Origin of the sequence: Nostoc sp. 'Peltigera membranacea cyanobiont' 213, from assembly GCF_002245975.1 — a bacterium.
In the GTDB taxonomy this organism is placed as follows: Bacteria; Cyanobacteriota; Cyanobacteriia; order Cyanobacteriales; family Nostocaceae; genus Nostoc.
In genome coordinates, this window is record NZ_NOLI01000118.1 from 1 (window position 1) to 24,993 (window position 24,993).

The window sequence follows — 24,993 nt, forward strand, 5'->3', positions numbered from 1 at the left end:
CGACGGCAGCCCCTTCACCCCCCTTTAAAATGATTATCATTATTGTTGGTGGAATAGTTTATTTTATGGAAGTCCCTTATGATCGCAACACCTTTTACACGTTCGACGCGCACGGCTACACGGACTACCCGTTCTATCACGAAAACGCCAAGGCGTAGCCCATCGAACACGAGAGAGCGAACGAATAACTTGTTTTTCAAATGGAGGAAGTATGAACAAAAGTATAAATGTGATGTTGGTACATGGTGGAATGGCACTAAGAAAAGCTGAAAGCTTTGCCTGGAGTGGGTGTGGGAGGTGTGGGGAGTGTGGGGAGAATGAGGAGGAATTGATAATGGGTGCGGCATCTATCGCTTGGGAGCAACCCAGTACCTCCCACACACAAAAGCCTTATAAATAATGGATTCGCCGTTATCTTAGTGCCATTCCATCTGGGGGATATTTTCAACTTCCATAAATTATTTACAAAATGTATGAAACAGCCATGCTTTGATTGTGCGTTCCAAAAATCTGTAAAATACTCGCTTTCCTCTAAAAAAGCGCATGATATTCTGCAAGCAATTACACACGACAAAGCTTTTCACTGTCACAAAACTATAGACTATTTAGAGTCTATTGAAGCTAATGGTCTATTGAGTAGTACCAATAGCAGATTTCAATTGAAGTTTAATATTTGTACCTTTTTTCAGGGCAACTTCTCCACCAGGGCTAGACAAAACAAAAGCAGCAGCAGCACCACCACCTGCTAGTCCACCATGCTTGAACTTGGCTTGATTGCCAAGAAAATGACCTGCAATTGTACCACCTAAAATAATCCCTGTATTTTGAATGAACTTACCTTTGGTTTTTGTTTCTAACTTGGTGTTTACTAAAGTTGCATCAATGGGATAAGATGAACCATTTTTAAGCGAAATATCATCAAAAACTAAATGTAAGCTTGCTTTTTTTCCTTTAGCAGCTTTGACTACATCTTCTAGGTGTCCCTGTATTTGACCTTCTTGAAGAACTTTATTGACTCCGGTTGAGGAATTCTTTATTTCTAAAACAAAACGGTCATTATTTTGGCTTTTACTCGTAGATATCTCTTGTTGAAGAACAGTCTCAAAACTTGTTCCAGCAGGTACAGATATTTGTTGATTATTTGGTTGACTAGATGTGCCTTCAGGGAGCGCAGTTTTATTGCTACTAGAAGTGTTGTCAGTCTGGGTATTAGTTTTATTACAACCTGATGTGCTACTTAATAAGATAGCACTCAATAACAATGGCAACAGATTTTTCATAGCGACGGTGTTGATGTAATGAATAATAAATAACAATACAATCTTTTCAGGGTTCTTCGGTTATTTTTATGGAAAACCTGGTCTAAATATTTTCTAAATGGGGATTTTTATGTAAATTCAACAATATATACCTTACGAAAGTTTACAAGATATTTACTGAAACTAATCTAGCTACAAAAAACAGGCTTTGATTGTACCCATGACTGATAATAAACAAGGTGTCTCCCAACTCACTCACCAAAAACCAAGACATGTTTTGGTTGTAGCTCCAAGTGAACTCACTATCCATCATCGTCGCAGACAATCCTTTCAGACACCGCCTAATTTAAGCAATTACATTCTCAAAATCATCGCTAATTTGTCCATCGTCAGTGCTACGTTGTTTGGCATCAGTGCATTGGGTTACTGGGAATTAGAAATCGTTGAAGCCAATACAATCCCGACGATAGAAGCCAGATACGATTGGCAAACCCAAAAACATATTTGTTTCGGTTGGATGTTAGTTGCTTTTTCTAGCTTTCTTGGTAGTGCTTCTTTTGGTGATGAGTTTGACGCTATCAGATTTAGAAGGTAGATATAGAAATAGTTTCAGAAATGTTGAATGTTGATACAAAACTTTACATAGATATTTACACTAACTTTAAAAAGCCTAAATTAGTCAACATAACATCATCTCCTCAAATCAATGAACATAACTAATTTTCTGGCACATACAAGATTGTAAATAGCGGAATTTATCTAATAGTGTATGTCCCCATTGTGCGGGAATAGATAAAAGCTGTAAAATCAGATAAGCTATCAAACTAATATATTTTAAGCCTTCGCCCAAAATTACCATATTTTGGGTTATTTTTATCAGATTTTTTTTAACATTCAACACTTTTGGGGTAAAGGTACAGGGTTAGGATTAGCGATCGCTCGGCAAATTGTCGAAGAAACCCACGCCGAAAAATTGAATTTTAACTCGATTCTAGGTGATGGTACAGAATTTATCATTGAAATTCCGGTGTAATTTTTGGCTTTTTTGGTAAACAGCTTCAGATATCTGGGAATACTAAATCTAGAAGTCTTAAGGATTTAATATTGCAGCCAAGATTTAATGTTCCCTTAATCAAATTTCCCAAATGTTAGTATCAACATCCGATTTATAAGGAATATCTAGCTATGCAAGCATATTCACAGCAACAACTCAATTCATTGATTAAGCGACAAATAGCTCTTATCGCTCTAGTAGTTCCTGCATTAATAGTAATTAGTACCGGTTGCACTACTCAAACTTCCAGTAATAATAATCTCCAGCCAACGCCCAGCATTCAAGCTAGTGTGGAAAAGGTACCAGCAACTTTAGCGATCGCAATTATCGCCCAAGCGTCGAATGACACAGACCAACAGGAACAAATACGAACTTTAACTGAATACCTAAATAAAACCCTGAAACAACCTGTATCTATCCAAGCGGTCAAAGACTACAAACGTACCGTCGATCTTTTGGTAGAAGAAAAGGTGCAAATCGCCTTACTAGGGCCACTTTCTTATATTGAGGCAAAGCGACGGAATCCACAAATTGAGGCGATCGCTGCCCCTATCACTAAAAGTACGGGACGACCTTGGTATAAATCAGCTATTATCACTAATTCTGCTAGTGGGATCAAAACCCTCAACGATCTTAAGGGCAAGCGGCTTGGCTTTACCAGTAAACTATCAACATCAGGTTATATGTTTCCTGTAGTTCACCTATTAGATATAGGTTTCAAGTTTAATAGCGATTTTGCTTCTGTTCAGTTCTTTAAGAACCATAAGAACTCATTAGCTGCACTCCTAGATGGGCAAGTTGATGCTGTAGGTATTGAGTTTGATATTTATAAGCAAGCTAAAAAAGCTGGCAAAATCAATGATTATTATCGGGTAATGTGGGAATCAGAACCAATTCCCCAATCTCCTATTGTTGTTTCTCAGAAACTATCTCCCCAGCTTATTGCTGAATTGAAAGAGGCATTTATTAGTGCCCCTATTGGAATGCTGAATCTTGATGGAATTCCTTCTAATGGATATACCCTGGTGCAAGACTCAGACTACGATCGGGTGAGGCAGGTCAAGAAACAATTAGACGAAAAATTAGCAAAGACAAAATGAAGATTTGGCAGAAATTTTTTGGCTCTTCGGTTATAACCGTCGGGATGATTATTATTGCCGTAGGCACAAGTAATCTAGTACTGGGAGGCGCTCGCGTTCGGGTAGAAGAGGCACATTATAAAAGCCTGAAACTGATTGGCAATGCTCAAACCATAAATTTACTCTTAGCCCGGCAAATTATCACACTCAAAGATTTGTTAGTGCTAGAAAATCCTCAAGCTAAAATCGCCGAATATCAAGCAGTGAAGCAAGAATTTTTATCTATATTAGATGAAATGAAAAAACTTAGCCCCACTACGAAAGAATTAGATATAGTATATCGTCGGTATCAAATCTTTGATAACTTGGCAACGGAAATTAGTCGATCGGTTATTAGCCAAAATAGTCTGTCTGTAGCAGAAGTGAAGGAAGACTATAGAGCTATTAACGCTTTTAATCGAGATGTTAATTTTTATACTTCTAAGATTATTAGAATTTTGCAACAAGAGCAAAAACAGGCTATTTTGGCAGGGCAAGACCTTAATGAAACCGAGCAAATTGTCAAGTGGGGAATTCTTGCTTTTATTTTGCTAGTTCTTGCTGGGCAGTTTGTCCTAATTCTATTGCCAGCAGTGCGGTCTATCAAGAAACTTCAGACAGGCGTAGCGACCATTAGAGAGGGGAATCTGGACTACAGATTAGACATCCAGACTGGTGATGAAGTCGAGCAATTAGCCAGCGAGTTTAACCGCATGACTGTTAAGTTAGCAGAGTCTTATCATGATTTGGAGGTAAAAAAGAATTTTGCCAATGAAGCTAACCAAGCAAAAAGCGATTTCTTGGCTAATATGAGTCACGAACTCCGTACTCCCCTCAACGGTATTTTAGGCTATGCTCAAATTCTCGGACGTTCCAAAATTATCCCCGACAAAGAACGTCATGGTGTGAATATTATTCATCAGTGCGGCTCTCATCTCCTAACATTAATTAACGACATTTTAGACATCTCAAAAATCGAAGCCCGCAAACTAGAACTCGCTCCCAAAACTATTCACTTCCCCTCATTTGTTCAAGGCGTGGTCGAAATTTGTCGGGTTCGCGCCGACCAAAAAGGACTTGACTTTATTTATCAACCCGATCCCAATTTGCCCACCGGAGTTGAGGCTGATGAGAAAAGGCTCCGCCAAGTCTTACTCAATGTCTTAGGAAATGCGATTAAATTTACCGACAAAGGGAGCGTCACCCTGAAGGTAGAAGTATTAGAGTCAAATTCCATAATTCCCTTGCCTCGCTTCAAGTTCCAAGCGATAGATACTGGAGTGGGCATTGCCTCTAATCAGATCAACAAACTATTCCAAGCCTTTGAACAAGTAGGAGATCAAAAACGCCAGTCGGAAGGCACAGGGTTAGGTTTAGCCATCAGCCAAAGAATTGTGGAATTGATGGGAGGAAAAATTCAGATTGAGAGTGATCTGGGGGTGGGCAGTAACTTTTACTTTGAGGTGGCATTGCCTCTCGCCTCTGATTGGGCGCAAAAAAGTTCAGTCACTGACGGACGCACCATTGTCGGGTACGAGGGGAAACCACGCCATATTCTGATTGTGGACGATCGCTGGGAAAATCGGTCAGTCTTGGTAAATCTCTTGGAGCCACTGGGGTTCACTTTTACCGAAGCAGAAAATGGTGAAGAAGGCTTAGAGAAAGCCAGAGAAAAACAGCCAGATTTAGTAATTACAGATTTAGCGATGCCAGTAATGGATGGCTTTGAAATGCTCAGGGAGTTACGCACTTCTGAGGATATCAAGCATTTGTTGGTGATTGTATCTTCCGCATCGGTGTCAGAAATTGACCAACAGAAGAGTTTAGCTATGGGTGGAGATGATTTTCTCACAAAACCCGTTGATGCGGAAGAGTTGTTCACCTTGCTGGCCCAACACCTGCAACTCACTTGGAAATATGAAGCAGTCGAGTTAGCTATTGGGGACAGGGCGATGGACAAAGAGATATTCACGGAGCTAATTCCCCCACCAGCCGCAGATTTGGAAATGTTACTGGAACTGGCGCAGGATGGCTTAGTGATAGAATTGACAGAAACTGCAAATAAAATTGGCCAAAAGGATCGGCGTTATCAACCTTTTATAGGGCAGGTAGTACAACTAGCCAAGCAATTTCAAACTGAGAAGATTGAAACCTTGATTCAACAATACCTTACTAATATTTAGGATTTAAGGACGATTATGGCAACAACTTTAAGTGGGTTAATTTTAATCGTTGATGATATTCCCACTAATTTGGATGTCATCTCAGAGGCTTTAAGTAATGAAGGCTATAAGGTTGCGATCGCAACCAGTGGCGAACGCGCCCTGCAACAAATTGAGCGGCGACCGCCCGATCTGATTTTACTGGATGTGATGATGCCAGGAATTGATGGATTTGAAACTTGCCAACGCCTGAAAGCTAATCCCAAGACTTGTGATATTCCGGTGATTTTTATGACTGCTTTGGCTGATGTAGACAACAAAGTTAAAGGGCTTAAACTTGGTGCAGTAGACTACGTTACCAAGCCGTTCCAAGAAGAAGAAGTGTTAGCACGGGTGAAAACCCATTTACAGTTGCGTCTCTTGAGTCAAAATTTAGAACAGCAAGTGGCTCAAAAAACTGCTGAATTACGAGCAACTCAGATGCAAGTCATTCAACGCGAAAAAATGTCGGCTCTGGGCGAATTGGTGGCTGGTGTTGCCCACGAAATTAATAATCCCGTTGGCTTTCTTTCGGGCAATATTCAACACGCTTTAGAGAACATTAAAGATTTGTTTGGATTGCTGGATTTAGTTCAGCAAGAATCTGCTAATTTCAGTCCGGCAATTCAAGATAAAATTGAAGCGATTGACCTCGAATACATCCGTGAAGACTTACCAAAGTTAGTTGGCTCGATGCGAGAAGGAGTAAACCGGATTAAAGACATTAGCATCAGCTTGCGGACATTTTCTCGTGCTGATAGCGATCGCCCCATTCCTGGCAATATTCACGATGGTATTGATAGTACAATTATGATTCTTAAACATCGCCTCAAAGCTTCTGATACTCGCCCAGAAATTCAAGTAATTAAAGAATATGGCAATCTCCCCCAAGTGGAATGTTATGCAGGACAATTAAATCAGGTATTTATGAATCTGTTGGCTAATGCGATCGATGCTTTAGAAGAATCAAATCCTGGACGTAGTTATGCAGAGATTAAAATTAATCCTAATCAAATTATTATTAATACAGAATTATCTGAAGATATGCAGCAAGCAATAATTCGCATCAAAGATAACGGGATTGGCATGAGTGAGGCAGTGCGGGAGAAGATTTTTAATGAGTTATTTACTACTAAAGAAGTAGGTAAAGGTACGGGGTTAGGATTAGCGATCGTCCGGCAAATTATCATCGAAAAACATGGAGGGACAATTACAGTCAACTCTGAACTAGCAGCAGGAACAGAGTTTGTCATCACCTTACCCACTCAAGCAGAACAAACAAGTTGATTTTCTAGTATAAGTAAGTCGGTAAGAATAAATCAAACTAGATTAAGTAATGGCGCTCTTAAACATCAGTCTCGCAAAACAATACTTGAGAGCAATGGTACTACTAAAGGTATGGGAAAATGGACGGGATTGGGGTTTTGATAATAGGCTTGATTCTGTCTGGCAATATCTTTTACGAGAACAAGGTCTTATCTCACTACTTTTATCCGACATTGATTATTTTAAACAATATAACGATACTTATGGTCATGCGACCGGAGATGATTGTTTGCGCTTTATTGCCCAAGCTTTCAAGCAAAGTGTCAAACGTTCTAGAGATTTAGCTGCTCGTTATGGCGGAGAAGAGTTTGTTGTTATCTTGCCTAATACTGCTAGTGATGGGGCTTTTCACGTTGCCCAAGAAATTCATAAAGCTCTAGAACAGCTAAATATTCCTCATGCTGCATCGGCTGTGAAGCATCACGTCACCTTGAGTATCGGAATTGCCACAGTGATTCCGACACCTAATATGGTTCCTTTGGATTTGATTGAGGCAGCAGATCAAGCCCTTTATCAAGCCAAAGCAAACAGACGAAATTGTTCATGTATTAAAAATAACATAGTTTAAAATCCAATCGCACAAACAGCTTTCCGCTTCTGCTCTGCGTAACCTCCAGATAAGGGACTTCCAGAAAATAAAATATACAGATATTGAAGATGTTTTTACTTCTATACCCGAAACTGAATTTTCTCCTGACAACGTTCGCGCAGCGTCTCGTAGAGAAGCTGAATAAACCTGTTCTACCTGCGCCGAATGGCACTAAGAAAAGCGTAAATCCCTGCTATTCCTAGCTTTTGGGTGTGGGGAATTAAGAAGATGTTGAACTCCTTGATGTACTGGCATTCAAATTGTCTGAAACCCTAAACCCAACACTCTACCCTGGTGAGGTTTCATCTTTTCTTAGTGCCATTCATTACAGATCCATTGCGTACAACGTTATCAGCGATAATCAGGCTACCCCGCCGGGAAAGCTTTAACGCCCACGCGAAGTATTCTGGATTGCTTGGCTTGTCTGCGTCAATTAAAATGAGGTCAAATGGATTGTATCGCTCCTTAGCCAGTTACGGCAGTGTCTCTATTGCCCGGCCAACACGCACCTCGACAAGATGAGCCAGACCAGCGCGGTTTATATTCTCGCGAGCAACTTCGGCGTGCTTGAAATTTGACTCTAGGGGGATCAAATGACCGTCAACAGGCAATGCTCTGGCTAACCAAATTGTACTGTAGCCGCCTAATGTACCAATCTCCAAAATAGTGCGTGCTTTATGGATTAAGGCTAATACCATGAGCAGGGTGCAAACTTACTAGGGGCTGATTTGGAAGATGCACTGATACCACCAGAATTCACGAATCAGTATCAGTAATTTAAATTTGATTTGCAAATATTAAAAGCCTCAGATCCCCGATTTTTTGAAAAAATCGGGGATCTTTTTGTCCCATTTAAAATAAAATACGGTAAGTCTACCAATTTAACGTATAATATTTTTGGCTACGATCGCTTCCTTCAAGATATTGCTGGTATTAGATTGCAACACGAAGGAAGTGAACGAGTGCGAACACAGCCATATATTGATGCTGGAACTTGATCTTTTTCTTGCCGCATCCAGAAACGATGTTGAGCGATCGCATCAAAACTCAAAGGTAGCCTCAGAGCCTTGCTGCCGATTTTATGCAGCCTGACCTGGTTTGAGGACAATCTTGATGCAATTGTCTTTCTTGTCTTTGAAGATTTCGTAGCCGTGGGGAGCTTGCTCTAGCGGCAAACGGTGGGTAATTACAAACGAGGGATCAATATCGCCGTTTTGAACGCGATCGAGTAGCCTTTCTAAATATCGATGTACGTGCGTCTGTCCTGTTTTCATGGTTAAGCCTTTGTTCATAAAAGCACCCATTGGTATCTTGTCTACAAAGCCTGTGTAAACACCGGGAACCGAAACCGTGCCGCCTTTACGACAGGCAACGATCGCTTGACGCAATACATTGGGGCGATCGGTTTCCAGTCGCACCGCTTGCATCGCTTTGTCATAGAAGCCTTCCAAACCCATGCCGTGAGCTTCCATTCCTACCGCATCCATGACGGAATCTGGGCCCATTCCCCCAGTCATTTCTTTGAGGGCTTCACCCACCTCGATTTCTTCGTAGTTCAAAATTTCTGCTCCCCCATCTTTTGCCATCTGGAGCCTTTCGGGAACGCGATCAATGGCAATGACACGCCCAGCACCCAGCATGAAGGCACTTCTAATGGCAAACTGCCCAACTGGGCCGCAACCCCAAATTGCCACCGTATCCCCTGGTTCGATGTTGCAATTTTCGGCTGCCATATAACCAGTAGGGAAAATATCAGTGAAAAACAGGACTTGTTCATCTGCTAGTCCATCGGGAATCTTGAATAACCCCACATCGGCAAAGGGAACGCGGGCATATTCCGCTTGACCTCCTGCGTAACCTCCCGTCAGATGGGAGTAGCCGAAAAGACCTGATGGGGAATGACCCATCATTTTTTCTGCCATCCAAGCATTAGGGTTGGAGTTATCGCACAGCGACCACAAATCCCGATTGCAGAAGAAACACGAGCCGCAGGAAATTGTAAAGGGAACAACGACGCGATCGCCGATGGCAAGGTCTTTGCCTTTGTTATGGATATTTCCATTTTTAAAAGCACTGCCTAGTTCAACGATCTCTCCCATGAATTCATGTCCCAAGATATCGCCTGGTTTCATCGCCGGGTTGTAACCGTTATACAAATGTAAATCAGAACCACAGATCGCCGTTGACGTGATTTTAACAATCGCATCACGCGGATTAATGATTTTAGGATCGGGTACGGTTTCAACCTCAACCTTGTTTGTACCTTGCCAACAAACTGCTTTCATTGCTTGAGTTTCCTAAAGTGAAGTTGTTCGTCAAATGTCAAATCTATTTACGGAGTTGGATTGAATATTTATCGTAAATTAAAGGGTTTAAGAACCTGCAATCTACATGTAGCACCCATTTCAGTTGGGGTTTAAATCCCCGTCTGAAATGTCTAAAATGTTTGAATTTTGTTAGCGCAACGTTAGCGAGTCTACGAGCGTCATTTTGAATTTTGAATATTTATCCTTTCCCCTTTGGTTGACCTTCTGTTGTCGCAATCTCGCCCGTTTCCATCAGCATTTTGAAGCGGTGTAAATCATCTCCTAGCTGCTGTTCGGGTGATTCACCAAAGAGTTTGGCGATCGCATCTCCAATCAATCCACCCGGTGGATTGTATTCTGTGACAACTTTCACCTCAGTGCCGCGATCGTTCAGTGCTGGCGTGAAGTGGACAGAACCAGAGTTTGCAATATCTGCGCCTTCAACTGAAGTCCAACTAATCAATTGGTTTTCACGATCTTCAACAATATTTGCATCCCATTCAACACTTTTGCCTAACGGTGCGCTAGTTATCCAGTGCGTTCGCGTAGCGTGTCCGGAGGACTCTTGCTTGTCGTTATATACTTTCACGTCTTTGATATGCTTTGTAAAACTGGGCAAGTTCTCAAAGTTATGCCAAAAGCGGTAAAGTTCTTCTGCTGGCTTGTTGATCGTGACAGTTTTTTCAACCTTAATGCGTTGATTCATAACAATTGTCTCATTAGGGGCTTATCGATCAAATCTCGAGCGCAGTCCGGCCGCCGTTTCACTAGTTTCCTGCTTTGCCTTATTAACCAAGGCTCTCATGCCAAAGAGTTTATGTGTAACGTTAGGCTAGTTGGCTGCTCTGGAAGCAATAGGTAATCATGTTCAAGCAGTTACTATGACAACCTAAGTAAGTTTGAATAAACTGCTGCATCTATGGATTAACTTGGTGTAGTTAAGCCTGGGTTATGACATTTAACATTTATTAACGATGCTATTTCATCTTAGGAAGACACTTGATGAATCACCTCTAGCGTGAGAGTATTTGTAGCGATCGCCTATCTCTGTTTAAGGGCTGATTGCGTATTGGGTCTAGTTATGTATTGTTTTGGTTGTATCTTGCCATTGTGCTTCTTTTGTTTAAAGCAAAGGAATCTTGGGCAGTTTTGGCAAGACGTGCTGGAATTAAAGGAAGCTCTAACGATTAAATCACAACCAAATTTTTCAGCCCTTGCTCTGTTCGTTTAAGGAAGATAACTTAATCCGCCGACTTTCACGCGATAGTGGTACCAAAACTGGGGTAAGACTTTGAGCATTGCTTTCTTTAAAGCTTTCCACCACCTTAGATAATTCTGCAATTGTCGATGCCTCAAATACGCTACGCAAAGGCAACTCCACGTGTAAGGTGTCGCGCACTCTAGAGACAAGCTGAGTTGCCAGTAATGAATGACCCCCCAATTCAAAGAAATTATCATAAATTCCTACGCTCTTAAGTCCCAAAATCTCAACAAAAATTTTCACCAGCACTTGTTCAACAGGAGTTCGAGGTGCGATGTAATTTTCAGGCAATTGGGGCTTGATTCCATTATGGAATGCTCTTAAGGCGCGGCGATTGACTTTACCATTAGCTGTTAAAGGTAAAGACTCCAATACTACAAAACCTGATGGCATCATATACTCAGGCAGTTTTTGTGCTATGTAATTCTGCAACTGCGGCACTAACTTACGCGCTGCTTTGGTTTGTAGGGGATTATTGGCGTAAGATTGCCAAGGTCGAGAGAGAGTCGTGCTATGGGGAAAAATAGTTCTTTTACCTACTTCATTTTGCCGTACAAAAACTACATCATAATGTCCTTCAGTACTTGAATGTGACCAGGTAATATCAACGCTATAAGGTACGTTCAGCGCATAGAAATCTTCTGGATCTACTCCGAAATTTTCTAGTTCTTGCAAAGCTTTACGTATTTGACCTACAGTTTTAAAACTTTCTAAGTCTGATAGCCATTCTGCTGTTTTAATTGCTGACATCAGCCGCGCATTAGGTATATTGATAATGCTTAATATTTCTGGTTTATTCTCAATTAATAACTGGCACACTGCTGAGACTGTTAGATTATTTTCAGACCAGTTCAGCACTGAATCATTTCTAGGATTACTAACAATTTCGGCACTAATATGAAGAATCACATTGTAACGAAACTCAGTTAACTCATTGTGATATTTACCCCGCATCAGTTGGATTTGTACATGATTAATTTGCGGAAAGCGTTGCTTGATTGCAGTAAAAAAATCTGGATCAATAACTAACTCTGTTTCTTGAAATATTTGTCTTTGTATCCGTTGTTGTAACTCGAAGCAGGTAAGGGAAGGTTCAGCTTGATACAGTTGGACTGACGCATGGAAAGCTTGCAAGAGTGGCAAACTACGCACATCCCCTATGAAGATAAAGCCACCTGGAGCAGTTGCCTGCACAGCACCTTCTAATACACTAATCAGATAATCAATAGTAGGAAAATATTGTACAACCGAGTTCAGAATTACTGTATCGAAAGCTGCTGTTTCTACTTTCTCGAAGTTAGTAGCCATTTGCTGATACAGTGTTACCTGCGGTATTTCTTGTTTTTGTAGCTGTTGCTGAATGCAGTTAAGTGAAACTGAGGAAAAGTCTGTCCCCCAATATTGAGTGCAGTGAGGTGCAATTCTAAATAGAATCAAACCTGTCCCACAACCAATTTCTAACACTCGTTTGGGTTGCAGAGCCAAAATCTGCTCGACTTGGTTATCCACCCACTCACGCATCTGCTCTGCTGGAATAGGCTGATTTGTGTAACTACTATTCCAGCCGACAAAATTGAATGTAGGATCTGAATCAGTAGATTGATTATAAGTTTCGTTATACAACATCTGCCATTGCAAAACCTGCTCATTCTGCAATTGCATTAATTGCAAATTCTCCTGTTCGTTACTGTATTCAGTTTTTGCTACTACATAAGCTACTAGGCGCTTTTCCTGTTCATCCTCACTAGTTATTACTACAGTTTGCTGGACTGCTGGATGCTGACTCAGTACCGCTTCAATTTCTCCCAACTCAATACGATAGCCACGAATTTTTAACTGATCGTCGAGGCGACCTAAAAATTCAATGTTGCCATCTACTCGATAGCGAACTAAATCACCTGTTTTATAAAGTCGCGCTTTTAACTTATTAGTAAAAGAATGATAGATGAAAGATTCAGCAGTTAAGTCAGGATGGTTTAAATAACCTCGTGCTAACCCATCACCACTTATGTATAACTCTCCCGAAACGCCAATAGGTACTGGTTGTAAATGTTTATCTAATATATAAAGTTTTGTATTGGCGATGGCTACGCCCGCCGCAGGCATCGCATGACCAATTGTAGGTGCTAAATTACCTTTATTCTTAACAGAAATATGACCAGAAGTTGTTACAACTGTATTCTCAGTTGGCCCGTAATTGTTAAATACTTGGAAAGAGTGAGAAGCTAAAGGATATTGATTTAGTTTATCTCCACCTGTGAGTAATATTCGTAAAGCTGCGCTCTGAGGAAAATCTAATAACAGAATTTTCTCTGCTAAAGGTGTTGGGATGAAAGAAATTGTTATTGCTTTTGATACTAGCCAATCTCGGAGATAGTCAGGCGATCGCCTGGTTTCATCATCTACAAAATAAATGCTTGCCCCAGTACTCAGATAAGGCCAAATTTCCCAACCGCAAGCGTCAAAGGCAACTCCAGAAATCTGCGTTGCTCGTTCAAGGGGTGAAACTGCAAACGCTTTTTGATGCCAAAATACTAAATTTAACAATCCTCTATGTTCAATTTTAACCCCTTTAGGTTTTCCAGTTGACCCAGAGGTATAAATGACATAAGCGAGGTGATCTACTGTAACTTTACTAGTAAGATTATCTTCAATCTCTTGAGAAATAATCTCCCAATTTTTATCTAAATATATTATTTGCGAATTATAGTTTTTTAGGCGTTCCAGCCATCGCCCATGAGTTAATAAAACTGAGACTTGAGCATCTTCAAGCATAAAGTTTAAACGTTCAGATGGATAGCTTGGATCTAAAGGTACATAAGCTCCACCTGCTTTAAGTATGCCCAACATCCCGATTATCATATTAAAAGAGCGTTCTACACAAAGTCCTACTAAAACTTCGCTTTTAACTCCTAATTTTTTGAGATAATGTGCAAGTTGATTACTGCGTATATTTAACTCTTTATAGCTAAGTTGCTCATCGCCAAATACTAGTGCAGTTGCCTCACTATTCTGCTCTGCTACGCTCTCAATTAACTGATGGATACACTTATCTTGAGGATATTTTGCCTGGGTATTGTTCCATTGAACTAACAATTGATATAGCTCAGATTCGCTTAAAAGTGGTAAATGTGCAATTCGCCCTTCTGGATTTGCAACTATACCCTCCAGTAATATTTGGAAGTGTCCTAGCATCCTGGTGATAGTAGCGTCATCGAATAAATCAGTGCTATAAATTACAAAACCACTAATTCCTTCTGAGCTATCTGCCCATAACCCATTTTGAGTATTTGGCTCCCACAAGTGGAACTCCAAATCAAAGCGCGTTGTTTCTGTTTCAAATGGTAGCGGACTTAAAGTTAAACTAGGTAACTCTAAGGCTGTCATCGGCGCATTTTGGAGCGCAAAAACAACTTGAAATAGCGGATTTTGATTCAAATTACGCTCTGGATGCAGTTCTTCTACAAGTTTTTCAAAAGGTAAATCTTGATGGCTGTATGCTCCTAAAGCTACCTCTTTAACTCGACTCAATAGTTCCCGAAAAGTTGGGTTTCCTGATAGATCGGTACGCAGTACTAAGCTATTGACAAAAAAACCAATTAATCCCTCAATTTCACTACGGTTGCGATTGGCAATAGGTGAACCAATAGCAATATCTTCTTGTTGTGTGTAGCGGGAAAGTAAAACTTGGAATGCTGCTAGTAGGGTTATGAATAAAGTTACCCCTTCTTGTTGCCCGATAGCTAAAAGTGCTTTGCTCAAACTTTTTGATAATTGTAGAGGTTGCCTTGCACCCTGATAAGTTTGAACAGCTAGTCTTGGTCTGTCGGTTGGCAGGTTTAGCATAGAAATGCCGTCTAATTGCTTCTGCCAGTAACTCAGTTGTTTTTTTAATACTCCCCCTTGCAACCATTGGCGTTGCCAGTATGCAAAGTCTGCATATTGGATTGTAAGTTTCGGTAGAGGAGAAGGCTGATTGCTGGCAAAGGCTGTGTAGAGTGCTGCTATCTCTTGAATCAGCACCCCAATAGACCAACCATCAGAGACAATGTGGTGCATAGTCAGCAGCAGGATGTATTGTGTCTCATCCAACCACAGCAGTTTTACTTGCAGCAACGAATCAGTTGATAAATTGAAAGGACGTTGAGCTTCTTGCGTAGTGAGTCGTCGTGCTTGTATTTCTCGTTCGGCTTGTGGCAGTTCCCGTAAATCTATTATTGGTAAAGGTATTGTTAGGGTAGGATTAATTACCTGAATTGGTTGCCCTGTCTGTACGATAATAGTAGTGCGTAAAGCTTCATGTCGTTGCACGATTTCGTTAAAAGTTTGCTCTAGCGCGGCTAATTTCAGCGAACCTGTTAAATGTAGTGCTAGTGGAATGTTATAGAAAGGATTATTAGGGATTAATTGGTCAAGAAACCACAATCGTTGTTGAGCAAAAGAGAGAGGAAGATTTTCTGACCGCGAAATAGGTACAAGAGGTCTAAATCTGTGGTTATTAGTACGATTAGATACTTCTAAAAATTCAATAATTTCTGCTTTCCGCTCTTGAATCTCTGCACGCAGTTCTAGTGTAAGAATTCCATCAGGGGCGTTAGCGCGAAACTTTCCACCATCAATAAAAACTTGAATATCTAAGCTGCGAAGATAAGTTAAAAACTCAACCGTATTCAAAATTAAATCCCTTCGCAAGTATTGTTATTTATTAGAATTTAGTAGGCAGCTATGCTGTAGAAATATTGCTTGTGTCATAAGCTTGTTAACATTTTTCAACTGGATAGTTCTTTTTGCCAAGCTGCACTGCTTATTACCTAACCCAGTATTTTTATCATACTTCTAAGACTGTATAAATCATTCCTGGGAATGAAACTTGGATGATTATAACTATGGTATGAAGCTAAAAGACAACGCAGTGAACAAGGTATCGCAAGGTTTAGGCTCATGATATTCATGCCTCATAATTTTCTGCTTATATGGCTGGTTCAACTGCTGTCGATTACGGTAATTGGAGGGGGCAGCTACATTCTCTATGAGTGGTACGAAGGAGAACTTGTAGGAACATTTTACTTAGTGGCTGGGCTAATAATGGTTCTGTGGACTTTTGGCGGTCGTTTTATCAGTTTGCCACTGCTGCGCCGTCCTGGAGCCGATGAACCTAAGTTTATGCGTAGCAAAACTGTGCAGCGCTTGCCACGTCCAGATGGAAGCGTGTTGCAAGTAGAGTTTTTTGGGCCAGAGGATGGTCAACCAATTATCTTGTCACACGGTTGGGGGCCAAACAGTACTGTATGGTATTATGCCAAGCGACAACTGAGCGATCGCTTTCGAGTAATAGTTTGGGATTTACCAGGGTTAGGAAAATCCTCTAAACCGAAAAACAACGATCACTCTATAGAAAAATATGCCCGTGACTTAGAAGCTGTGGTTGCGTTGGTGACAGCCTCAGCCAAAGGGAGTATCGCCGGGGATAAACCTGTTATCCTAGTAGGCCACAGCATGGGTGGAATGATTAATTTAACATTCTGTCGCCTGTTTCCAGAGCAATTAGGGAGTCGGGTGGCTGGCTTAATTCTTGTAGATACTACTTACACCAATCCGGTTAAAACTTGTATCTTTAGCAATTTGGTACGCAAATTGCAGAAACCGTTACTCGAACCTGTGTTGTACCTGACTATCGTGTTGTGGCCAATTTTTTGGTTGATGACTTGGCTCTCGTATTTCAATGGTTCGCTGTACATCACCGTCGAACTATCTGGATTTACGGGTACTGAAACACGGGGTCAACTAAGTTTTGCAGGTTTATTATCAGCATTGGGTTCGCCTGGTGTTCTGGCTCGTGGCACACTGGCAATGTTCAACTTTGATGAAACAGACACACTTGCAACTATTAACGTACCTGTGTTGGTTGTTTGTGGTGATTCAGATATAGCAACTAAACCCGTGGCGAGCGATCGCATGAAAGCAGAATTGCCTTACTCTCAAAGAGTCACCCTAAAACCAGGTGGACACATGGCATTGATGGAACAAAACCAACAGTTTGCCGAAGCAATAAGCACATTTTCCGCTGACTGCTCAAACTCAAGTGTTTCTCTTTAAAATTCTACGTCTTCTCGCTCTTGACTCGTAGTTCCACCTTTATCTAAACCTTTTGCTGTCCAACACATTGTGTCAATATACCTAGCAAGTTGTTCAACGGTTGGTGCTTCAAACAAATTGCGTACAGGCAAATCTATTTGGAAGGTGTCACGAATACGGGAAGTTAGCTGAGTCGCTAGCAGAGAATGACCGCCCAATTCAAAGAAATTGTCGTGAACGCCTACTTGCTCTTTTCCCAAGACTTTAGCCCAGATTTGGGCAAGTAATTCTTCAACTTGCGATCGCGGTGCCACATAATCTTGATTATTGAAAGAAATTGTATCAGGCATGGGTAAAGCACGGCGATCCACTTTGCCATTAGGTGTTAGAGGTAGAGATTCCAGGATCGCATAAGCTCTTGGCATCATGTATTCTGGTAACTTTTCTTTGAGGAATTGGCGAAGTAAGGATGCAAAGCTTTGCACCTCTTGCATCGGTATCTGTTCCTGATTTGGAACAACATAAGCTACTAAGTACTTATCATCAGGTACGTCCTCACCAGCAATGACAACAGTTTCTCTCACTGCTGGATGTTGACTCAACACCGCTTCAATTTCTGACAACTCAATGCGGAAGCCGCGAATTTTTACTTGATTGTCAACGCGACCTAAAAATTCAATATTGCCATCTGGTAAATAGCGAGCTAAATCACCCGTTTTATAAAGAGGTGTTTTTAATTTATTACTAAAAGTATGAGTACTAAAGTGTTCAGCAGTTAATTCAGTGCGATTGAGATATTCTCGCGCCAGTCCCTCCCCACCAATATATAATTCGCCAGTAACGCCAATAGGCACAGGCTGAAAATGAGCATCTAATATATAAATCTGCGTGTTTGTAATGGGCATACCAATAGGTAAAGATGTGGCTGATGGTAACTCTTCTAGGCAGTAATAAGAGGAAAATGTTGTATTTTCTGTAGGGCCATAAACATGAATTAAGTGCTTTGGCGCACCAGATTGGAGAATCTTCTTAATCCATCTCTTATCAACAGTTTCGCCACCAAACAGTAAATATTTCAAGGTCGCAAAAGCTTGCGGGACATCTCTAACAATCTGTTGAAATAATGCAGTGGTCAAAAATAGAATGTTGATACCTTTTTCTCGTACTTGTAATGCCAATTCATGAGGCGAAATGGTTACATCTTTACTAATCCCTACAAGTTGAGCGCCGTTAAGTAGCGCTCCCCAAATCTCGAATGTCGCAGCATCAAAAGAAGTGTTTGAGGCTTGGGCGATTTTATCAGATGGTGAAAACTTTATATAATTCGTATTGCACACTAACCGATTTACAGCTTTGTGAGGTACAGCAACTCCCTTGGGTTTTCCTGTAGAACCAGAGGTGTAAATAATATATGCTAAATTATCACTATTTAAATCGCTTTTGGGATTGTCTTGCTTTTCTTGGGTAATAATTTCCCAGTCTTTATCTATAAAAATAATTAGTTTTGAGAAACCTTTAAAATGCTTGAGCAAGTTTTCTTGTGTTAACAACACTGAAACTTGTGCATCTTCAAGCATAAAATTTAGGCGTTCTTCGGGATAGCTGGGGTCTAATGGAACATACGCTCCCCCTGCTTTAAGAATTCCCAATAACCCAATTATCATTTCTATAGACTGTGAGATACAAATGCCGACTAAAACTTCTGAACATACTCCGATTTTTTGTAAGTGGTGTGCTAGTTGATTGCTGCGAGTATTCAACTCTTGATAAGTTAGTTGCTCGTTAGCAAATTTTACTGCTATAGAATCAGGATACTGCTGTACCTTTTCTTCAAACAATTGATGGATACACTTATCTTGAGGATAATCGGCCTGAGTGTTATTCCATTCCACCAATACCTGATGTAACTCCACTTCACTTAATAACGGTAAATTTGCAATTCGTTTTTCTGGATTTGCAACAATAGCTGACAACAGATTTTTAAAATGTTCCACCATCCGGCTAATAGTGGCTCGATCAAATAAATCTGTGTTGTAAACTATCACACCTCGAAGACCTTCATAATACTCCCAGTTTCCGCCCCATAAGCTCCTAAAATCTTCAGAACACTTCCACAGATGCAGTTCTAAATCAAAACGTGTTTTTTTCAAATCAATATTCAGAAAGCTGGGTACTAATCCAGGCAGTTCTAGCGCTGACATTGGCGCATTCTGGAAACCAAATACCACTTGAAATAAAGGATGGTGGCTCAAGTTTCGCTCTGGATGTAGTTCTTCAACTAACTTTTCAAACGGCAAATCTTGGTGGCTATATGCTCCTAAAGTTACCTCCCGTACTCTGCCTAGTAGTTCCCGAAAAGTGGGATTTTCAGATAAGTTACTACGTAGCACCAAACTATTGACGAAAAAACCAATTATCCCTTCTATTTCACTGCGGTTGCGGTTAGCGATTGGTGAACCTAGCGCGATATCTTCTTGGTGTGTGTAGCGGTAAAGTAATGTTTGAAATGCTCCGACCAATGTCATAAATAAGGTGACACCTTCTTGCTGTGACAGCTTTTCTAGTGCATCAATTAGCTTGAGCGGTAACTCTAGAAATTGTGTTGCTCCTTGATAGCTTTGTATAGCTGGTCTTGGTTTGTCAGTAGGCAGATGCAGTATGGAAATACCGTTTAATTGCTCCCGCCAGTAAGCTAACTGGGTTTGAAGTACTTCTCCTTGCAACCACTCACGCTGCCAGTGAGCAAAATCGGCGTACTGAAGAGGCAGTTCTAATAGAGGAGAAGGCTGATTTTGTGCAAAAGCTGCGTACAGCGTTCCCAGTTCCCGAATCAGTACCCCCATAGACCAATCGTCGCAGATAATGTGGTGCATATTCAGTAATAGAATATGTTCTGTCTCAGAAAGGACGAGGAGTATTACTCGCAGCAATGGCCCGGAGGATAAATCGAAGGGATGTTCTATCTCTGCGGTAATAATGGACTTTGCTTTAAACTCTTGTTCATCAGCTGGCGATCGCTGGAGGTCTAATATAGAAAGAGGTATTGTTAAGCTGGGTGCAATAGCCTGTAGGGGTTGCCCATCCGACACAATAAATGTTGTGCGTAAGGTTTCGTGGCGACGCACGATTTCGTTAAAAGTCTGTTCTAGTGCGGCTAATTTCAGCGAACCGGTTAAACGAATTACCGTCGGCACATTGTAGATATTATTGTCGGGGATCAACTGGTCGAGAAACCATAGCCGTTGTTGAGCAAAAGATGCTGGAAAAACGAAGACTTCTTCAGAAGACATAACGATCCTTATTTTAAATTCTGTGATTTCTCAATACAAGCTCTTAGCTGTGCGGCGAGAATTTGGATATGGGGTTTTCTCAGCATAGTTAGGTGATTGCCAGGAATATGATGAATTTCTGTTCCTCCTACAGTTAGCTGATCCCAACCCAGACTCGGATCTTCCTTGGCGCTTGATTGAACATTTGTTCTGAAAAGATTAATTTGTTTAGAGTAGGCTTGCGGAACGTAGTTAAGAACTGCTTGGCTATTGGCATAATAAACACGAAGCATTGGACGAATTGCTAACTCGCTTAAAAGTCTTAACTTGGATTCTTCAGGTATAACGTTAACTGAGGCATCCTCTTTACGGATGAAGTGAGAGAAGAGATTTGTTTGGAGCGATCGCGTTAGCGACTGCCAAAAGGAGTTTTGCACAATTTTATTAAAATTAGTCAACCGAGAAGTTAAACTGTTAATTTTTTTCTTAGCGATCGCAATAATTAGATAAAAATAATCGAGGAAAAAGGGCCATATATATCGCGCCACTGTCGTCAGCATAAACTTTAAACCACTACCCAAAGAAGGTATATTGCCTGGAATTGGTGCTAAAGTGTCAAGCACAGCAAGTAAAGCCACTTCTTCCCCAGAGTTTTGGAGTTGTTGAGCCATTTCAAAAGCAACCCAACCTCCAAAAGACCAACCTCCTAAAAAATAAGGGCCTTTAGGCTGCACTGTACGCAATGCTTCAATGTAGTGGGTAGCCATATCCCCAATGCGAGTTAATGGAGAACTTTTTCCGTCAAGTCCAATGGGTTGTAGCCCATAAAATGGTTGATTTTTTCCCAAATTCTGAGCTAATTCGTAATAAGGAAAGACAACACCAAAAATTGGATGCACGCAGAAGAAAGCTGGGCTTGAACCAGCAGGTTGAATTGGAACTAAGGGCGACCACGGGAGAGAATCTGCTTTTGAAGATAGAGCAGTTGCTAAACTTTCAATTGTTGGATTTAAAAATAAGCTAGATAGCGGCAATTCGCGCTCAAAGTGCTTGTATATTTGCTTCATAAGCTGTACAGTTAACAGCGAATTTCCTCCCAAGTCGAAGAAGTTATCGTAAATACCCACACCTTCAATATTAAGCACTTCAGCCCAAATTTTTGCTAAGGTTGACTCGGTTGCAGTCCGAGGAGCGATAAATGCTTTATCCATTGAGTGGCTAGTTGGAGTGTTGAGTGCTGTTAGCACATAACGATCTACTTTGCCATTAACTGTTAGCGGCAGAGAATCCAGCATTACAAAAGCTTTTGGGATCATGTATTCTGGCAATTTTTCTTTTAAGAATTTACGTAGTAGAGACGTAAAATTTTGCGTCTCTATATTGGGAACAATCTCTATATTGGGAACAATATAAGCCACCAAGTACTTATCACCAGATACGTTTTCTTTAACAATTACTACTGCTTTTTGCACACTCTGATGCTGACTCAAGACTGTTTCAATTTCTGACAACTCAATGCGGAATCCACGAATTTTTACTTGATTATCGATGCGTCCTAAAAATTCAATATTACCGTCCGTTCGATACCGAGCTAAATCACCTGTCTTGTAAAGTGGCGCTCCCTTTTTATAACTAAAAGGATTGAGAATAAACTTTTCAATAGTTAATTCAGGGCGATTAAGATAGCCTTGTGCCAATCCCTCACCAGCTATGTATAATTCACCACTAATTCCAATTGGTAAAGGTTGTAAATGTTTATCTAATATATAAATTTGAGTATTAGCAATAGGGCGACCAATGGGCGGCTTTTCACTCATAGTACTAATCTCTGCAACGGTTGACCAAACTGTTGCTTCAGTAGGGCCGTAAGCATTAAAAAACCGACGCTGAGAGTTCCACCAACGTTTTAAAATATCATCGGTACAGGATTCGCCTGCACAGATAATAGTTTGCAATGCCGGAAGTGATTCTGTAGGTAGGACTGCTAATACTGCTGGCGGAAGGGTGACGTGAGTAATAGCTTTTTCGCGCAATAATTGGAGCAAAGGTTGTCCGGGTAGAAGGGATTCTTTGTTTGCTAAATAAAGAGTTGCTCCTGTTTGCAGTGCCATGACAATCTCAAAAATTGAGGCATCGAAACTTAATGATGCGAATTGCAGAATGTGGTTACTCGGTTGTATGTTGAAAACCTCAATCTGAGATGCCGCTAAGTTGGATAATCCTCGATGCTGAAGCAAAACACCTTTAGGCTTTCCTGTTGAGCCAGAGGTGTAGATAATATAAGCTAGATTGTCAGATTTTACACAACTGGTTGGGTTTTCTTTGCCGTGTTGTGTAATAATTGCCCAATCTTTATCTATGCAAATAATTGGATTTGAGAAGTCTTCAAAATGCAATATCAACTTTTCTTGTGTCAGCAATACTGAAACTTGTGCATCTTCTAGCATGAAGTCAAGACGCTCTTGAGGTAGGCTCGGATCTAAAGGAAGGTATGCTCCTCCAGCTTTGAGGATGCCTAATAATGTGACGATCATCTCTAGCGTTGGCTCTATGCAAATACCTACTAAAACATCAGGGACTACCCCCAATTTTTTCAGATAATGTGCAAGTTGGTTGCTGCGTATATTTAACTCTTTGTAGCTGAGTTGTTCATCGTCAAAGACTAGTGCGTTCGCGAAGCGTGCGTTTAACGCGATCGCATCGGGAGTTTTCTCTACCTGTGCTTCAAATAACTGATGAAAACACTTGTTCTCTGGATAGTCTCGTTTAGTGTCATTCCAATCAATTAATAACTCTTGTCGTTCTTCTTCAGTAAGCAAAGACAAATCTGAAATCTGCTGTTCTGGATTGGCAACAATGCTTTCTAGCAGCGTTTGGAAATGTCCCAGCATTCGCGTAATGGTTTTGTCATCAAATAAATCGGTGCTATAAACCATTTGTCCTTTCAAACTTTCCAAGTCTTGCCACAAATGGAATTCTAAATCAAGTTTTGCAGTTTTACTATCGAATTCAAATAGCGAAAGCGTTAACCCAGATAACTCTAGAGTTTCGATAGGAGTGTTTTGTAGGCTAAATACAACCTGAAAAAAAGGATGATAGCTCAAATCTCGCTCTGGGTGAAGTTCCTCCACCAACTTTTCAAAAGGCAAGTCCTGATGACTGTATGCTTCTAAAGTTATCTCTCGTACTCGATTTAATAATTCTCGAAACGTCGGGTTCCCTGAGAAATCTGTATGTAACACCAAGCTATTGACAAAAAAACCAATCAATCCTTCTAGTTCGCTACGATTGCGATTAGCAATCGGTGAACCAACTGCAATATCCTCTTGCTGCGTGTAGCGATAGAGCAAAGTCTGAAACGCTGCCAGCATTGTCATGAACAAGGTAACGCCTTCTTCGGAACTCAGTGCCTCTAGCGCTTGAGTTAAGGAGTGTGGTAGCTCTAAAAATTGTTTTGCACCCCTGTAGCTAGGAACTGCTGGTCTTAGTCGGTCGGTGGGGAGATTCAGTACTGAAATCCCGTTTAATTGCTTTTGCCAATAAGCTAACTGGGTTTGTAGAGGCGAGATGCCGTTTGCAGCCACTCCTTGTAGCCACTCCCGTTGCCATTGAGCGAAATCTGCATATTGAATAGGTAGTTCTGGTAGGAGCGTAGATACGGAGTAGCTAGTCGTCAGACATGGCTTATCCCCTGCCAAGGCATTGTATAATACCCCTAATTCTTTAATTAGCACTCCAATTGACCAGCCATCGGCAACTATGTGATGTATATTTAGCAGCAGCAGATATTCTGCTTCATCCAGTTGCAGCAGCTTTACTCGCAGTAATGGCCCAGTCGTGAGATTGAAAGGATGTTGAGCCTCTTGGGTTACGATTTGCTGCATTCGTGTGCCGCGTTCTGGGCTGTCGAAATTGCGTAGGTCTATTAAGGGAAGAGGTATGGTTAAGCTAGGTGAAATCGTCTGTACTGGTTGCTGCTCTAACATAACAAACCTAGTACGTAACGTTTCGTGACGACGTACAATTTCGTTGAATGTCTGTTTTAAGGCGGTGAAGTTGAGGGAACCTGTCAGGTGAAGTGCTGTTGACACGTTATAAAATGGATTCCCCGGTGCTAACTGGTCGAGAAACCACAATCGCTGCTGGGCGAAAGAAGTGGGAAAAACGAAAACCTCTGCTTCCTCAGAAAAATTAAGTTCTTCATCATCTGTGAGACTACTGTCAATATACTGGCTCATAAGTGAATGGCAAGAAGATTTTGGCAATGAAAATTTCTTAAAGTACAATGCCGTTGAAGATGTCCGAAGTTAGAGAGCTTTTCACCCAAATATTCCGACTGTTATAAAAATCACCACGTTGTTCTAGTGTAAACCCACCCAGCAATAATCCCAACCATACTTCTACCATCGGCATTTTTAATCCACCTTGGAGTTGAGTTAAAGAAATTTCACCCTTGACCTAGGGTGTTGACTTTGGGTGTTTTGAGGTGATATTTCTTCATACATAATATATGGCTCAAAATCTCCTCAAAAAAT

The 24,993-nt window shown here is 40.9% G+C and carries 14 protein-coding genes and 3 pseudogenes; 9 read left to right on the plus strand and 8 right to left on the minus strand.

Annotated elements, in window-relative coordinates; all coding sequences use genetic code 11:
- Positions 1 to 211: 211 nt before the first annotated feature.
- Positions 212 to 400, plus strand: coding sequence for a hypothetical protein (locus CDG77_RS25170; protein WP_094332071.1), 189 nt, complete (start codon positions 212 to 214; stop codon positions 398 to 400).
- A 229-nt stretch (positions 401 to 629) separates the two neighbouring features.
- Here CDG77_RS25170 and CDG77_RS25175 read toward each other — a convergent pair whose 3' ends face one another.
- Positions 630 to 1,280, minus strand: a complete 651-nt coding sequence (locus CDG77_RS25175; RefSeq protein ID WP_094332072.1) for a hypothetical protein — start codon at positions 1,278 to 1,280, stop codon at positions 630 to 632.
- A 199-nt stretch (positions 1,281 to 1,479) separates the two neighbouring features.
- On the opposite strand from CDG77_RS25175, the gene CDG77_RS36820 reads away from it, so the two are divergent.
- From CDG77_RS36820 to CDG77_RS25200, 6 genes and pseudogenes are all read left to right on the plus strand, one after another.
- A complete protein-coding gene (locus CDG77_RS36820; RefSeq protein WP_190234063.1) occupies positions 1,480 to 1,854 on the plus strand; it encodes a hypothetical protein in 375 nt (124 codons plus the stop codon).
- Positions 1,855 to 2,166: 312 nt separating this feature from the next.
- Positions 2,167 to 2,292: pseudogene (locus CDG77_RS35750) on the plus strand (ATP-binding protein); the annotation flags it as partial.
- Positions 2,293 to 2,444: 152 nt separating this feature from the next.
- Positions 2,445 to 3,413: a phosphate/phosphite/phosphonate ABC transporter substrate-binding protein gene (locus CDG77_RS25185; protein ID WP_094332073.1), complete on the plus strand. Its 969-nt coding sequence runs from the start codon at positions 2,445 to 2,447 to the stop codon at positions 3,411 to 3,413.
- Positions 3,410 to 5,614, plus strand: a complete 2,205-nt coding sequence (locus CDG77_RS25190; RefSeq protein WP_094332074.1) for a response regulator — start codon at positions 3,410 to 3,412, stop codon at positions 5,612 to 5,614. The genes CDG77_RS25185 and CDG77_RS25190 overlap by 4 nt, the downstream gene beginning before the upstream one ends.
- Positions 5,615 to 5,629: 15 nt before the next feature.
- A complete protein-coding gene (locus tag CDG77_RS25195; protein ID WP_094332075.1) occupies positions 5,630 to 6,919 on the plus strand; it encodes a sensor histidine kinase in 1,290 nt (429 codons plus the stop codon).
- A 94-nt stretch (positions 6,920 to 7,013) separates the two neighbouring features.
- The gene (locus CDG77_RS25200; RefSeq protein ID WP_223269970.1) at positions 7,014 to 7,526 is read left to right on the plus strand and encodes a diguanylate cyclase; all 513 of its coding nucleotides are present in this window, start codon (positions 7,014 to 7,016) and stop codon (positions 7,524 to 7,526) included.
- 323 nt (positions 7,527 to 7,849) lie between these two features.
- Here the strand turns inward: CDG77_RS25200 and CDG77_RS25205 are convergent.
- A pseudogene (locus tag CDG77_RS25205) lies at positions 7,850 to 8,245 on the minus strand (O-methyltransferase).
- Between the two features lie 90 nt (positions 8,246 to 8,335).
- On the opposite strand from CDG77_RS25205, the gene CDG77_RS25210 reads away from it, so the two are divergent.
- Positions 8,336 to 8,545, plus strand: a complete 210-nt coding sequence (locus CDG77_RS25210; RefSeq protein ID WP_094332077.1) for a hypothetical protein — start codon at positions 8,336 to 8,338, stop codon at positions 8,543 to 8,545.
- Between the two features lie 81 nt (positions 8,546 to 8,626).
- On the opposite strand, the gene CDG77_RS25215 is transcribed toward CDG77_RS25210, so the two are convergent.
- From CDG77_RS25215 to CDG77_RS25225, 3 genes are all read right to left on the minus strand, one after another.
- A complete protein-coding gene (locus CDG77_RS25215; RefSeq protein ID WP_094332078.1) occupies positions 8,627 to 9,832 on the minus strand; it encodes a zinc-dependent alcohol dehydrogenase in 1,206 nt (401 codons plus the stop codon).
- Between the two features lie 220 nt (positions 9,833 to 10,052).
- Positions 10,053 to 10,559: an SRPBCC family protein gene (locus CDG77_RS25220; RefSeq protein ID WP_094332079.1), complete on the minus strand. Its 507-nt coding sequence runs from the start codon at positions 10,557 to 10,559 to the stop codon at positions 10,053 to 10,055.
- A 501-nt stretch (positions 10,560 to 11,060) separates the two neighbouring features.
- Positions 11,061 to 15,788, minus strand: coding sequence for a non-ribosomal peptide synthetase (locus CDG77_RS25225; RefSeq protein WP_094332080.1), 4,728 nt, complete (start codon positions 15,786 to 15,788; stop codon positions 11,061 to 11,063).
- Between the two features lie 276 nt (positions 15,789 to 16,064).
- Here CDG77_RS25225 and CDG77_RS25230 point away from each other — a divergent pair, with 276 nt between their 5' ends.
- Positions 16,065 to 17,210 (plus strand): alpha/beta fold hydrolase, encoded by a 1,146-nt coding sequence (locus CDG77_RS25230; RefSeq protein WP_223269971.1) that lies wholly within the window; start codon positions 16,065 to 16,067, stop codon positions 17,208 to 17,210.
- Here CDG77_RS25230 and CDG77_RS25235 read toward each other — a convergent pair.
- The 3 genes and pseudogenes from CDG77_RS25235 to CDG77_RS25245 form a co-directional block, all read right to left on the minus strand.
- Positions 17,207 to 20,479 (minus strand): annotated as a pseudogene (locus CDG77_RS25235) (non-ribosomal peptide synthetase); the annotation flags it as partial. The gene CDG77_RS25230 and the pseudogene CDG77_RS25235 sit on opposite strands and share 4 nt — an antisense overlap.
- Positions 20,480 to 20,487: 8 nt before the next feature.
- A complete protein-coding gene (locus CDG77_RS25240) occupies positions 20,488 to 24,696 on the minus strand; it encodes a non-ribosomal peptide synthetase (protein ID WP_094332083.1) in 4,209 nt (1,402 codons plus the stop codon).
- A 37-nt stretch (positions 24,697 to 24,733) separates the two neighbouring features.
- Positions 24,734 to 24,871, minus strand: coding sequence for a hypothetical protein (locus CDG77_RS25245; RefSeq protein WP_223269972.1), 138 nt, complete (start codon positions 24,869 to 24,871; stop codon positions 24,734 to 24,736).
- Positions 24,872 to 24,993: the final 122 nt, after the last annotated feature.

What these genes read in the sequence shown, in the direction of transcription:
- CDG77_RS25170 (WP_094332071.1), top strand. Translation starts at nt 212, where the DNA reads ATGAACAAAAGTATAAATGTGATGTTGGTACATGGTGGAATGGCACTA.
- CDG77_RS25175 (WP_094332072.1), bottom strand. Translation starts at nt 1,280, where the DNA reads ATGAAAAATCTGTTGCCATTGTTATTGAGTGCTATCTTATTAAGTAGC.
- CDG77_RS36820 (WP_190234063.1), top strand. Translation starts at nt 1,480, where the DNA reads ATGACTGATAATAAACAAGGTGTCTCCCAACTCACTCACCAAAAACCA.
- CDG77_RS25185 (WP_094332073.1), top strand. Translation starts at nt 2,445, where the DNA reads ATGCAAGCATATTCACAGCAACAACTCAATTCATTGATTAAGCGACAA.
- CDG77_RS25190 (WP_094332074.1), top strand. Translation starts at nt 3,410, where the DNA reads ATGAAGATTTGGCAGAAATTTTTTGGCTCTTCGGTTATAACCGTCGGG.
- CDG77_RS25195 (WP_094332075.1), top strand. Translation starts at nt 5,630, where the DNA reads ATGGCAACAACTTTAAGTGGGTTAATTTTAATCGTTGATGATATTCCC.
- CDG77_RS25200 (WP_223269970.1), top strand. Translation starts at nt 7,014, where the DNA reads ATGGTACTACTAAAGGTATGGGAAAATGGACGGGATTGGGGTTTTGAT.
- CDG77_RS25215 (WP_094332078.1), bottom strand. Translation starts at nt 9,832, where the DNA reads ATGAAAGCAGTTTGTTGGCAAGGTACAAACAAGGTTGAGGTTGAAACC.
- CDG77_RS25220 (WP_094332079.1), bottom strand. Translation starts at nt 10,559, where the DNA reads ATGAATCAACGCATTAAGGTTGAAAAAACTGTCACGATCAACAAGCCA.
- CDG77_RS25230 (WP_223269971.1), top strand. Translation starts at nt 16,065, where the DNA reads ATGCCTCATAATTTTCTGCTTATATGGCTGGTTCAACTGCTGTCGATT.
- CDG77_RS25240 (WP_094332083.1), bottom strand. Translation starts at nt 24,696, where the DNA reads ATGAGCCAGTATATTGACAGTAGTCTCACAGATGATGAAGAACTTAAT.
- CDG77_RS25245 (WP_223269972.1), bottom strand. Translation starts at nt 24,871, where the DNA reads ATGCCGATGGTAGAAGTATGGTTGGGATTATTGCTGGGTGGGTTTACA.